At 68.6% G+C, this 12,348-nt stretch carries 10 protein-coding genes and 1 pseudogene; 8 read left to right on the forward strand and 3 right to left on the reverse strand.

Annotated elements, in window-relative coordinates; genetic code table 11:
- Positions 1-11: 11 nt before the first annotated feature.
- The 8 genes from AC2JAJ_RS11040 (at position 12) to AC2JAJ_RS11075 (ending at position 10,622) form a co-directional block, all read left to right on the forward strand.
- Entirely contained in the window at positions 12-1,532 is a 1,521-nt protein-coding gene (locus AC2JAJ_RS11040; RefSeq protein WP_486415850.1) for an NCS2 family permease, read from the forward strand.
- A 76-nt stretch (positions 1,533-1,608) separates the two neighbouring features.
- Complete coding sequence (locus AC2JAJ_RS11045; RefSeq protein WP_486415849.1) at positions 1,609-2,847, forward strand: XdhC family protein; 1,239 nt, start codon at positions 1,609-1,611, stop codon at positions 2,845-2,847.
- Positions 2,838-3,752, forward strand: a complete 915-nt coding sequence (locus AC2JAJ_RS11050) for an FAD binding domain-containing protein (protein WP_486415848.1) — start codon at positions 2,838-2,840, stop codon at positions 3,750-3,752. Before AC2JAJ_RS11045 ends, AC2JAJ_RS11050 begins: the two co-directional genes overlap by 10 nt.
- Positions 3,753-3,776: 24 nt before the next feature.
- The gene (locus tag AC2JAJ_RS11055; protein WP_486415847.1) at positions 3,777-6,605 is read left to right on the forward strand and encodes a molybdopterin-dependent oxidoreductase; all 2,829 of its coding nucleotides are present in this window, start codon (positions 3,777-3,779) and stop codon (positions 6,603-6,605) included.
- Between the two features lie 105 nt (positions 6,606-6,710).
- Positions 6,711-7,691 (forward strand): aldo/keto reductase, encoded by a 981-nt coding sequence (locus AC2JAJ_RS11060; RefSeq protein WP_486415846.1) that lies wholly within the window; start codon positions 6,711-6,713, stop codon positions 7,689-7,691.
- A 41-nt stretch (positions 7,692-7,732) separates the two neighbouring features.
- Positions 7,733-8,473 (forward strand): HEAT repeat domain-containing protein, encoded by a 741-nt coding sequence (locus tag AC2JAJ_RS11065; protein ID WP_486415845.1) that lies wholly within the window; start codon positions 7,733-7,735, stop codon positions 8,471-8,473.
- On the forward strand, positions 8,470-9,120 hold the full coding sequence (locus AC2JAJ_RS11070; protein WP_486415844.1) for a uracil-DNA glycosylase: 651 nt from the start codon (positions 8,470-8,472) through the stop codon (positions 9,118-9,120). Before AC2JAJ_RS11065 ends, AC2JAJ_RS11070 begins: the two co-directional genes overlap by 4 nt.
- A 50-nt stretch (positions 9,121-9,170) precedes the next feature.
- Positions 9,171-10,622, forward strand: a complete 1,452-nt coding sequence (locus AC2JAJ_RS11075) for an HNH endonuclease signature motif containing protein (protein WP_486415843.1) — start codon at positions 9,171-9,173, stop codon at positions 10,620-10,622.
- A 33-nt stretch (positions 10,623-10,655) separates the two neighbouring features.
- Here the strand turns inward: AC2JAJ_RS11075 and nboR are convergent, their stop codons facing one another.
- The 3 genes and pseudogenes from nboR to AC2JAJ_RS11090 form a co-directional block, all read right to left on the reverse strand.
- A complete protein-coding gene (gene nboR / locus AC2JAJ_RS11080) occupies positions 10,656-11,300 on the reverse strand; it encodes a nicotine blue oxidoreductase (protein WP_486415842.1) in 645 nt (214 codons plus the stop codon).
- A 33-nt stretch (positions 11,301-11,333) separates the two neighbouring features.
- Positions 11,334-11,771: a nitronate monooxygenase gene (locus AC2JAJ_RS11085; protein ID WP_501053116.1), complete on the reverse strand. Its 438-nt coding sequence runs from the start codon at positions 11,769-11,771 to the stop codon at positions 11,334-11,336.
- Positions 11,772-11,787: 16 nt separating this feature from the next.
- A pseudogene (locus AC2JAJ_RS11090) lies at positions 11,788-12,321 on the reverse strand (NAD(P)H-dependent flavin oxidoreductase); the annotation flags it as partial.
- Positions 12,322-12,348: the final 27 nt, after the last annotated feature.

A 12,348-nucleotide genomic window follows, 5' to 3' on the forward strand; every position in this document is an offset into this window, starting at 1 on the left:
CGGCGGCAAAGATGACCATTCTGGACCATTCCCACGAGGAGCATTCGGCTCCAAGTACCCCCGCCACCCGGCAGGCCCCGCGCACTCCCAAGCTGCCGGCGTCGAACTCCTTCCTTGACCGCTTCTTCCACATCACCCGGCGGGGCTCAACCCTGGCCCGCGAATTCCGCGGCGGCCTGGTCACCTTCTTCACCATGGCGTACATCGTCATCCTGAACCCCCTGATCCTGGGCGGCTTCAGCGCGGACAACGCTCCCACCGACGTCGCCGGGGGTTGGCTCTCCGCAGCACAGGTGGGCGCCGTCACCGGCCTTACCGCCGGCGTCATGACCATCCTGTTCGGCCTCATCGCCAACCTGCCGTTCGGGCTGGCCGCCGGGCTCGGCATCAACTCCTTCCTGGCCGTCTCGGTGATCCACGAGGTCACCTGGCCGGAGGCCATGGGCCTGGTGGTGATCAACGGCATCCTGATCGTGCTGTTCGGCGTCACCGGCGCCCGCACCGCGATCTTCCGCGCCGTTCCCAAGGAACTGAAGGCCGCCATCGCGGTCGGCATCGGCCTGTTCATCGCCTTCATCGGGTTCGTGGACTCCGGCTTCGTCCGGCCCACCGCGGGCGGGCCTCCCGTCCAGCTGGGCGACGGCGGCTCCATCACCTCCGTGCCCACCCTCGTCTTCGTCGTCGGGCTCCTCAGCATGGGCATCCTCGTGGCCCGCAAGGTCCAGGGCGGCCTGCTCATCGGCATCGTCGGCACCACCGTGCTGGCCGCCATCGTGGAAGCCATCATGAAGATTGGCCCGGCCAGCGCCACCAACCCCGGCGGCTGGCACCTGAACACCCCGGTCCTTTCCGGCCAGCTGGTCTCGGCTCCGGACCTGGGCCTGGTGGGCCAGTTCGACCTCTTCGGCTCGTACGCCCGGATCGGCGGACTCGCTGCCACCATGCTGGTCTTCACGCTGGTGTTCACCAACTTCTTCGACGCCATGGGCACCATGACCGGCCTGGCCAAGAGCGCCGGCGTTGCGCACAAGGACGGCACGTTCCCGCGGCTGAAGTCCGCCTTCATCGTGGAAGGCTTCGGCGCCGTGGCAGGCGGGGCAACCTCAGGCTCCTCCAACACCGTGTACATCGATTCCGCTGCCGGCATCGGGGAAGGCGCGCGCACCGGCCTGGCCTCGGTGGTCACCGGCCTGCTGTTCCTGGGTTCGATGTTCCTCACCCCGCTCACCAGCGTGGTGCCCCTCGAGGTCGCCGCGGCCGCGCTGGTGGTGGTGGGCGCGATGATGATGGCCCAGATCCGGGAGATCAAGTTCACCAAGTTCACCGTGGCCCTGCCGGCATTCCTCACCATCGTGACCATGCCGCTGAGCTACTCGATTGCCAACGGCATCGGTGTGGGTTTCGTGAGCTGGGCCGTGATCGGCGCGGCGTCGGGCAAGGCGAAGAAGATCCATCCGCTGATGTGGGTGGTGAGCGCCGGGTTCCTGGTGTACTTCGCCCGCGGACCGATCAACGCCCTGCTCGGCGGGTAAGCGCCCGCCTGCTTCCCCAACCACCTGGAAGGACCGACAATGGACACCACCGCCGCGCGGATGAAGGAGCGCCGCCATGCTTGACCTGATCCCCTTGCCTGAGAGCTGGCTGCACGGGCTGCTGGGGCAGCGGTTTGCCGTGGCCACCATCGTCTCTGCTTCCGGTTCGGTGCCCCGCCCGGTGGGCACGTCAATGCTGGTCAGCGGCTCGGGGGCTGTGCTGGGCAGCCTTTCGGGCGGCTGCGTGGAGGGCGCGGTGGTTGCGCTGGCGGAAGAGGCAATGGACGACGGCGGCTCCCGGCTGGCAACCTTCGGCTTCAGTTCGGCGGACGCCTTCGCTGCCGGGCTCACCTGCGGCGGCGCATTGGACGTTCATGTCCAGCCGGTGCCCGGTGCCGTGCCCGGCAAGTGTCCCGGCGGGGCAGTGCATCCCCTGCGGGCCGCCCTGCTGCAACTCGCCGGACTTGGCCCGGGCGAACCCGTGGCGCTGGTACGGCTGCTGGACGGGCAAGGGGGCGGCGCCGTCGTGCTTTCCAACCCCGCCGCTGCCCGCGTGGGAACATTCCCCGGGCTGGCACCAATGCTGCACGGGGAGCCCGCGCTGCAGGTGGAGTCCCTGGTACGCAGCGGCGGTGCGGGCCTGGTTCGGCCGGCCGGGGACGGCAACTGCCTTCCCGGCAGGCTGGGCCAGGCCAGCCGGCCCGAGGCCGGGGAACCACTGATCCTCGTGGAGTCCCGCCTTGCGCCGCCACGGATGCTGGTGTTCGGCGCCAACGATTTCGGCGCCGCCCTGGTCCCGGCTGCCAAGCTGCTGGGCTACCACGTGACCCTCGTGGATGCCCGGCCTGCCTTCGCCCACCAGCCACGGTTCGCTGCCGCCGACGCTGTGGTCACCCAGTGGCCGCACCGCTACCTCGCGGCGGAAGCTGCCGCGGGCCGCCTGGACAGCCGCACCGTGGCGGCCGTCCTTACCCACGATCCCAAGTTCGACCTCCCGCTCCTGGAAGCAGCACTGGCGCTCGACCTGGCGTATATCGGCGCCATGGGATCGCGCCGCAGCCACCTCCAGCGCATGGAGGGGCTCCTCAGCGCGGGGATCCGGCCAGAGCGGATCGCCCAGCTGCATTCACCTATCGGCCTGGACATCAATGCAGTTACCCCGGCCGAAGTGGCGGTGTCCATCACCGCCGAACTTATCGCCGCCCGCTCCCGGTCCGCAGGCTGCACGCCGCTCCGGGACACCTCCGGCCCTATCCACCAAACCGCGCCGCCGGCGCCCACAGACTTCATCAAGCAGGAGATCGCATGGACATGAACACCATCGAGGCGGTGGTCCGCACCACCGACCCCGCACAATGGCGCGACGGCGACGCCTGGCTGGCCGGCGGCACGGTCCTGTTCTCCTATGGCAGCTACGCCTTCGGTCCGGAGCCCCTCAAACGGCTCCTTGACCTGGGCGAAGCCGGCTGGGAGCCGGTCACCGTCACCGATGACGGCATCGAACTTGCCGCAACCTGCACCATCGCCCAGCTGTACAGCCTGCCCGGTTCGCCTGAGGTGTCCGGCCGCGCCTGGCCTGCGCTGGACCTGGTCCGTCCGTGCTGCGATTCCTTCGTGGCTTCGTTCAAGGTGTGGAACATGTCCACGGTGGGCGGGAACCTCTGCACGTCGCTGCCAGCCGGTCCCATGATTTCGCTGTGCGCCGGATTGGACGGCACCGCCACCATCCTCGCCCCCGACGGCACCAGCCGCACCGTCCCGGTGGCCGAATTCGTCACCGGCGACGCGCGGAACTGCCTGGCACCCGGAGAGCTGCTCCGCAGCGTCCACCTCCCGGCGTCGGCCCTGTCCTCGAGGGTGGCGTTCCGGCGCTTGTCCCTCAGCAACCTCGGCCGGTCCGGGGTGCTGCTGGTGGGACGGCTCGACGGCGGCACCTCCCTGGTCCTGACCGTCACCGCGGCCACGAAGCGGCCCGTGCAGCTGCGCTTCGACGGGTTGCCGGACGCGGACCGGCTCGCCGTATCCATCGGCGCCGCCATCCCACCAGACCTTTACCACGACGACATCCACGGGCTGCCGGCCTGGCGGCAGGACATGACCTACCGGCTGGCCGAGGAAATCCGCGCAGAACTCACCGCCCCCGAGGGGGAGCACGGCCTGCGGGTTTCCGGCGATTTCTGGCCGCCCGGCGCACCGCGGCACCGATGCCCGGCAATTTAGTGCACAGCAGGAAGGGGCCTGAGCATGGCCATCGAGATCAACGGAACGGTTTCCGACGCAGCGCCCCGCCCCGGGCAATGCCTGCGGACCTTCCTGCGCGAGCAGGGCAACACCGGCGTGAAGAAGGGCTGCGACGGCGGGGACTGCGGCGCCTGCACCGTCCACGTGGACGGGACGCCCGTCCACAGCTGCATCTACCCGGCTGTCCGGGCCGAGGGGCATGCCATCACCACCATCGAGGGGCTGGCGTCTGCTGCGGGCGGCACAGAGTTGCACCCTGTCCAGGAACAGTTCATGCAGCGCCAGGGTTTCCAGTGCGGGTTCTGCACCGCGGGCATGGTGATGACGGCGGCAACCTTCGACGACGAACAGAAGGAGAACCTGCCCCGGAACCTCAAGGGCAACCTCTGCCGGTGCACCGGCTACCGGGCCATCGCCGATGCCGTGTGCGGGGACGCCGGCCACCCGGATCCGGCCGGGCAGGGGTCCGGCATTGCCGGGCCGGGGCAGCCGGATCCCGAACCGGGACAGCTGGGCGACGACGTCCCGGCCCCGGCCAGCCGGGCGGTGGTCACCGGTGCTGCCCGGTACACGCTGGACGTTCCCGCGGACCAGCTCCAGGGCCTGCTGCACCTGAAGATCCTGCGCTCGCCGCACGCCCACGCCCGGGTGCTGTCCATTGATACCGAGGCGGCCCTGAAACTCCCGGGTGTGGTGGCCGTCTTCACCCACCGGGACGCCCCGGAACAGCTGTTCTCCACGGCCCAGCATGAGCTCTTCACCGATGACCCGGACGACACCCGGGTGCTGGACGACGTGGTGCGGTTCCGCGGCCAGCGGGTGGCCGCCGTCGTGGCCGAAACCGTTGCCGCGGCGGAAGCCGGTGTACGGGCACTCCGGGTGGAATACCAGGAACTTCCCGCCGTCTTCTCGCCGCAGGAAGCCCTGCTGCCCGGTGCGCCGCTGGTCCATGGGGACAAGGACGCCACAGGTTCGCGCATCTCCCGGCCGGACCGGAACGTGGTGGCCGAGCTTCATTCCGAACTGGGGAGCGTGGCCGAGGGGTTGGCTGCGGCGGACTTCATCCACGAACAGACTTACCGCACCCAGCGCGTCCAGCATGTCGCCCTGGAAACCCACGCTGCCATCGCCTCGGTGGACGCCGAGGGGCGCCTCCAGGTCCGGACCTCCAGCCAGGTGCCATTCCTGGTGCGGCGCACCCTGTGCCGGGTCTTCGGCCTGGACGAGGACCAGGTGCATGTGGTGGCCGGACGCGTGGGCGGCGGATTCGGCGGCAAGCAGGAAGTCCTGACCGAGGACCTCGTGGCGCTCGCGGCCCTGACACTGAAGCGGCCGGTCCAGCTGGAACTCACCCGGACCGAGCAGTTCACTGCCACCACCACCCGGCACCCGTTCACCATCAAGCTGAAGGCAGGAGCCGCCAAGGACGGGACGCTGACGGCCCTGGAACTGGACGTGGTCACCAACACCGGCGCCTACGGCAACCACGGCCCCGGCGTGATGTTCCACGGCTGCGGCGAATCGCTGGCGGTCTACAACTGCGCCAACAAGAAGGTGGACGCACATTCGGTGTACACCAACACGGTGCCCGCCGGGGCGTTCAGGGGCTACGGGCTCAGCCAGATGATCTTCGCGATCGAGTCCGCCATGGATGAGCTGGCAGCCGGGATCGGCATGGATCCGCTGGAGTTCCGCCGTCGGAATATGGTCCGCGAGGGGGACCGCATGCTGTCCACCCAGCCGGATCCGGAAGAGGATGTCCACTACGGCAGCTACGGACTTGACCAGTGCCTCGACCTGGTGCGGGACGCCCTGGACCGAGGCAAGGAAAGGTACCGGGACGCAGGCCTCGACGACCTAGGCCCGGACTGGATGGTGGGCGACGGTGCCGCACTGTCCATGATCGACACCGTGCCGCCGCGGGGGCACTTTGCCCATTCCCACGTCCGGCTCCTGCCGGACGGAACGTACCAGGCCGACGTCGGGACCGCCGAGTTCGGCAACGGCACCACCACCGTGCATGCCCAGCTCGCTGCCACCGCATTGTCCACGGAGGCGTCGAAAGTTGTGGTGCGGCAGTCGGACACGGACCTGGTGGAGCACGATACCGGCGCGTTCGGGTCGGCCGGGACGGTGGTGGCCGGAAAGGCCACGCTGGCGGCAGCGGAGGAGCTTGCCGTCCGGATCCGGGCCTTCGCCGCCGGCATCCGGCAGACCCAGGCCTCCGCCTGCGTGCTGGACGGCGACGCCGTGGTGATCGACGGGACGCCCGTGGCACTGGCGGAACTCGCGCAGCAAGCCGCGGAAGCCGGCGTCGAACTCGCCGCCGAAGGGCGATGGGGCGGCACGCCGCGCTCCGTGGCGTTCAACGTCCACGGCTTCCGGGTGGCGGTGAACCGCGGCACCGGCGAACTGAAGATCCTGCAGAGTGTGCAGGCGGCGGACGCCGGCGTGGTGGTCAACCCCCGCCAGTGCCGCGGACAGATTGAGGGCGGGATTGCCCAGGCCCTGGGTGCCACGCTGTACGAGGAAGTGGTGGTGGACGACGCCGGGAAGGTCACCACGGACATCCTGCGGCAGTACCACATTCCTACGTTCGCGGACGTGCCGCGCAGCGAGGTGTACTTCGCGGACACGAACGACAAAATGGGGCCGCTGGGCGCCAAGTCGATGAGTGAGAGCCCGTTCAACCCCGTGGCGCCTGCGCTGGCCAATGCCATCCGGAACGCCACCGGCGTGCGGTTCGCGTCCCTGCCCATTGCACGGGACCGGATTTACCTGGGCCTTAAGGAAGCGGGGTTGGTGCCCAAGCTTGAGCACGTTCTTTCCTAGGACGCTTGTCCGGAGCAATATTTCCCAGGGCAAGGCGGGGTCGGATTGGGTGCGTCCTGCGGGCCGGATCTGACCCCGCGTTGCATCGTTGCATATAGTCAGGGGATGGAACAGCGGATTTTAGGTAAGACCGGACGTAGCGTCTCCATTGTGGGGTTGGGGACCTGGCAGCTCGGCGCGGACTGGGGCAACGTGGACCCGGCACAGGCGCAGGCCATCCTCGCGGCATCCGTGGAGGCCGGCGTCACCCTCTTCGACACCGCCGATGTGTACGGCGACGGCAAGAGTGAGCAGGCCATCGGAAAGTTCCTGGCGGACAACCCTGGCCTCGGCGTCACGGTGGCCACCAAGATGGGCCGCCGCGTGGACCAGAAGCCGGAAAACTACACCTTGGCCAACTTCCGCCAGTGGGTGGACCGCTCACGCAAGAACCTGGGCACGGACACCCTTGACCTCGTCCAGCTGCACTGCCCGCCCACCCCGGTGTACAGCAGCAACGAGGTGTACGACGCCCTGGACACCCTCGTGGCTGAAGGCGCGATCCGGAACTATGGCGTCAGCGTGGAGCGGACTGACGAGGCGCTGGAGGCGATCCGACACGAGGGCACCGCATCGGTCCAGATCATCCTCAACGCCTTCCGGCTCAAGCCGCTGGACGAGGTCCTTCCCGCTGCCAAGGCCGCCGGGGTGGGCATCATCGCCCGGGTGCCGCTCGCGTCCGGCCTGCTGTCCGGCAAGTACTCCAAGGACACCACCTTCGCGGAGAACGACCACCGCAACTACAACCGCCAGGGCGAGGCCTTCGACGTCGGCGAGACCTTCTCCGGCGTGGATTACGAGCTGGGCCTGAAGGCCGTGGCGGAGTTCGAGCAACTGGTGCCTTCGGGCGCCACAACGGCGCAGGCAGCCATTGCCTGGATTGCAGCACAGGACGGCGTCACCAGCGTTATCCCGGGCGCCCGCAACGTGGAGCAGGCACGGGCCAACGCCGCCGCGGCCACGGTCAGTATCGGCAAGGAATTCGACGACGGCGTCCGGTGGATCTACGACCACTACTTCCGCGAAGCCATCCACCCGCGCTGGTAGCGTTCGCCGGGGGTCCGCAGCTTTCACGCGAGGAGGTTCCGGTGAGTAAACGGTCGGATTACCGGGCGGTGCTGGAATCGCTGCCGCCCGGACAATGGACGGCCTACCTCAACGCTGAATCCGGGCTTCCCGGACCCCGCGGGAACATCGAACTGGCGCAGGCGTTTTCCGATGTGGCGGACCCCGCCCTGATCCGGCTGTGCGCTGGAAGTCCTGACGAGTACCTTGCCATGTGTGGCGCCGTTGGTCTCGGCCGCCTGCTTGTGGAGGGCGATTCTGGTGCAGCCGCAACCCTGCGGACGCTGGCCGAAGACGGCCGCTGGCGGGTGCGCGAGGGGGCAGCGATGGCCCTGCAGCAACTCGGGGATGCGGACATGGCGGCGTTGTGGGCGTTGACGGAACAATGGGCGGACGGCGGGCCGCTGGTGCAACGGGCCATTGCGGCCGGTATCTGTGAGCCCCGGCTGCTCCGCGCTCCGGAGGATGCCGCCAGGGCAGTTCAGGCCCTCGACAGGATTACCGCTGCGGTGGAAGCAACGGATCCTGCAGCCCGGCGGTCTGAGCACTTCCGCGTGCTGCGCCAGGGGCTTGGGTACTGCTGGAGCGTTGCCGTCGCCGCTGCGCCGCCCGCAGGTTTCGCATACCTCGAAAAGTGGGCACGGAGCCAGGACCGGGACGTGCGCTGGATCGTGCGCGAGAACCTTCGGAAAGCGCGCCTGGCGAAGGCCGATCCGACCGCGGCGGAACGTTTGACTGCCATCCTGGAACGGTCCGGCGCGTGAGAGACCCTGCTGTCAGCGCCTTCGTGGACCGGCTCGCCGCCGTGGAAACGGGGCCGGATTCCACTAATTTCTTCGACCATGCGGTTCCGGCGAATGGGTTGCGCCGGCGAAACCTGGAACTCTACCTGCAGGAGATGCTGGACCGACGGCCAAAAGTGCTGCTGGTGGGGGAGGCCCCTGGCTTCCGGGGCATGCGCATCACGGGGGTTCCCTTCACTAACCGGACCATCCTTGCAGGCCCCGCCAACAGCTTTGGGTTGTTCGGCCCCGGCAAGGGGTACGTGTTGCCGCCCGAAGCTGCAGGGGTTCCAGCCGAACCCACGGCAACTGTCCTGTGGCAGGTCCTGGCTGAGCTCGACTTCCTTCCGTTGCTGTGGAGCGCATTCCCCTGGCATTCGCACCGGCCCGGGCTGCCACAGACCAACCGGACACCCAGGCCTTCCGAGACGAAGCTGGGGACACCGTTCTGGCAGGAACTCTCGGAGTTGTTTGGCATAGAGACCCTTGTGGCGGTGGGCAACGTAGCGCAGCACAGCCTGAAGCGCGTCGGCCTGGATGTTCCAAAGATCCGGCACCCGGCCCACGGCGGCCGCGAAGGCTTCAAGCAGGGGCTGCAGGAACTGTTGGACAGCGCGATGCAGGCTTGAGCTGAAGCCTTCACAGAGGGAATGTCGTACCCCTTTGCCATGATGTGTTTATGGGGAAAGCGGCGGTGGCCAAGGCGTATGCGGATATCCGTGCTGCCCTTGCTGTGCTCAGTGCTGAGGTCGAGGGATGGGGTCCCGAGCCGTTTTCGGCGGCTGATCCGTTGGCGGGGTTGGCGGATGGTTGCCTGGATATTCTTGGGGGTGCCCGGGAAGCCGAAGCCGGTTTCGCGGCGCTGAAGGCGAAGGCCGCTGTGAAGTATGCGGAGAGCGCCCACGCTGTTGCCGGGCCGGATGTGCCGGTGCAGGCGCAGGAGATGGCTGTCGCGGCCGAGGTCGGGTGTGTGCTGTCTCTGGGGCCGCGGGCGGCGTCATCGTTCCTGGCCGCCTCCCACGCCCTTGCCACCACGCTGCCCAGGACCTTTGCGGCCTTGGAGGCCGGGGCCCTGTCGTGGCAGCATGCCCTGGCCATGGTCGACGAGACGGCCAGCCTTGATGCCGCCGGTGCCGGCGCGCTGGAGGCCCATTTCCTGGACCCTGACGCTCCGGACCCTGCCAGGGGATGCCCGGTGGGGCAGATGCCCGCGCACCGGTTCAGGGGCAAGGCCCGGACGTGGCGGGAACGTCATCATGCCGAGAGCATCGAAATCCGCCACGCCAAGTCTGTGGCGGATCGGCGGGTGGAGTTCCGGCCGGACCAGGACGGGATGACGTGGTTGTCGGCGCACCTGCCCGCCGACCAAGCCTTGGCCGGCTGGAACCGGCTCACCGCCCTCGCCCGGAGCATGCAGGGCCCCGACGAGCCCCGCCCCATCCCGCGGATCCACCAACACCCGATAAAACGACCCCGCCCCGTTCGCCACCAGGTCCCGGGCCATCGACGCCGGAATGGGCCCATACCCGTCCAACAAAGCCGGCTCGTCCGTCGAGCCCATCAGCGAGAACACCGGCACCGTGACCAGCACCTGCGCCCGGATCCGCGACGACAGACCAGCATCTCCACTGCCGTCCGCGCCGGCAACGCCGGCGGGGCCGCAGTTGCCCAGGACCGCCTCAGCGAAGGTGTCAGCGCGCAGCTGGGGCATGCTGCGCCATTGGAGATCGGGCAGACGAGTTACCGGCTCACCAAAGCGATGCGGGCCTGGTTGAGGATGCGGGACGGCAAATGCCCCTTCCCTGGGTGCAGCAACAACTCCCTGGACAACGACGCCGACCATATCCTCGCCTGGGCCAACGGCGGCACTACCGGGATCTCCAACCTGGGACAGCCCTGCCGCAAGCACCACCGGCTCCGGCACACTACCGGCTGGGCACCCACCCCGGCCGGCAAAAACGAACCACCCGGCTGGACCTCACCCAGCGGCAGGCGCTACACCAGCGAACACCAGGACTGGGAACCACCACGATGGCCCGGGGGACTGCCAGCCGGCGGCATCGACCTCGTTCACCACGGCGGGTCGCCTTGGGAAGAGGCCCTCGCGCGGTTCCTGCGCGCCCCCGCCTGACCGGCTTCAGATGCTGGTGACGACCTGCAGGTGCTAGTGGAGAAGGCGCAGCTGGTCCGGCGTATCCACATCCTCACCACTGGACTGGTCGGTGCAGTCCACCTCATCCACCAGGTCTGGATGGCTGCGCAGGAAGCCGCGAGCCCCGGCATCGCCCGTTACCGTTGCAGACACGGGTTCGCGCAGGGAGGCGTCGATGAGCAGTGGGTGTCCGCGGCGGAGTGCCGCCCCGCCACCGTCGCCGGAATCACTGCGGCGGTACGCGGCGGCAGTGATGCGTCCCGGACGGTGCCGGGCCAGCAGCCGCGCCACCGTTTCCGCGGTGAGGCCGGGCTGGTCCACGAGGGCGATCAGGACGTGGTCTGCAGGATCAGCGGCCTGGTTGCCGAGCAGGAAGGAACTTCCCATCCCCGACTCCCAGCCTGCATTGGTCACCACGCGGAAGCGGTCCAGGTTGGCAGCCGCCTCAACGTCCGACACTCCTGCGCCTAGAACCACCACCACTTCCCGGCAACCGCCGTCAAGCAGTGCGCGGGCGATGGCCTCCACCAGCGGCCGGCCGTGGAAAGGGAGCAGTGCTTTGGGGCCGAGGCCCAGCCGCGTTCCGGCGCCGGCTGCGAGGACAATGCCCGTCGCCCCGCCGCTGGCCAGGCTCGCTGCGCTGCCGATCCTCCTCATAGTTGCACTGTAGCGGCCCGCCGGAGACAGGTCCTATTCGCTAAGTTTCTGCATGCGCTGCAGTGCGCCGACGGCCTCTGCCACGAGCTGTTCCACGATCATCGCAGCCGGAAGGATGCTGCTGATCAGTCCGGCCGACTGGCCGGTGAACGGGACGTATTCCTCCATCCGGCCCTCACGCATGCCGGCCGCGAGGTCTTCCTGGAGGTCTGCGGCCTGCCGTGCCGCCGCAGACCGGTCGGTTTGCCACTTGCTGATGAAGGGTGTGCGCAGTGCCCGGGGCACCACGTCGAAAGCCCCATTTGCCGGTTTTGGGAAGATGTCGTCCCAGACCTCCACTTTCACGGCATCCTCGGCTTCGGCAGCAACCAGGGCCTGCTTCCAGCCGTCGCTGATCGACGCTTCCACGGAAGCGAGGAACCGGGTGCCCATATTCACGCCCTGGGCGCCGAGTGTGAGGGCCGCGGCCACGCCCCTCCCGTCTGCGACGCCCCCCCGCTGCCAGGACCGGCAAGGGACTCACCGCATCCACCACCTGGGGCACCAGGACGAAACTTGAGATGGTGCCGCCGAAGCCGCCTGCTTCGGTCCCCTGCGCAATGATGACGTCGGCGCCGCGGTCCGCCGCAAGGCGGGCCTGCCGCACGGTGTGCACCTGCTGGATGAAGAGGGCGCCCGCCTCGTGGGCCTTTGCCGGAAGTTCCCCGGGATCGCCCAAGGCCAGGGACACAACGGGCGCGCCCAGCTCCAGGGCCAGGTCGAAGGACCCGGGGTGTCCCTGAAGCCAGGGTTGGGTGAAGTTGACGACAAAGGGCCGGTTGGTCTGGTCCCGGATGGTCGTGATGCCTGCCCGGAGCTCCTCGGAGGTGCGGAGGGCACCTCCGAGGCTGCCCAGGGCGCCGGCATGGGAAACGGCGGCAGCCAGCGATGCACCGCTGCCGAATGGCCCCATGCCCGCCTGCATGATGGGGTGCTCTACTCCGAGAAGGTCGCAAACAGGGGTTCGCAGCGTCGAGGCCATGGAGGTTCCTTTAACGGCAGGACGGCT

The sequence above is a fragment of the Arthrobacter sp. MOO21 genome (assembly GCF_057369995.2).

Bases quoted from the DNA above. Each gene is read 5' to 3' on its own strand.
- AC2JAJ_RS11040 (WP_486415850.1), top strand. From the start codon at position 12: ATGACCATTCTGGACCATTCCCACGAGGAGCATTCGGCTCCAAGTACC.
- AC2JAJ_RS11045 (WP_486415849.1), top strand. From the start codon at position 1,609: ATGCTTGACCTGATCCCCTTGCCTGAGAGCTGGCTGCACGGGCTGCTG.
- AC2JAJ_RS11050 (WP_486415848.1), top strand. From the start codon at position 2,838: ATGGACATGAACACCATCGAGGCGGTGGTCCGCACCACCGACCCCGCA.
- AC2JAJ_RS11055 (WP_486415847.1), top strand. From the start codon at position 3,777: ATGGCCATCGAGATCAACGGAACGGTTTCCGACGCAGCGCCCCGCCCC.
- AC2JAJ_RS11060 (WP_486415846.1), top strand. From the start codon at position 6,711: ATGGAACAGCGGATTTTAGGTAAGACCGGACGTAGCGTCTCCATTGTG.
- AC2JAJ_RS11075 (WP_486415843.1), top strand. From the start codon at position 9,171: ATGGGGAAAGCGGCGGTGGCCAAGGCGTATGCGGATATCCGTGCTGCC.
- nboR (WP_486415842.1), bottom strand. From the start codon at position 11,300: ATGAGGAGGATCGGCAGCGCAGCGAGCCTGGCCAGCGGCGGGGCGACG.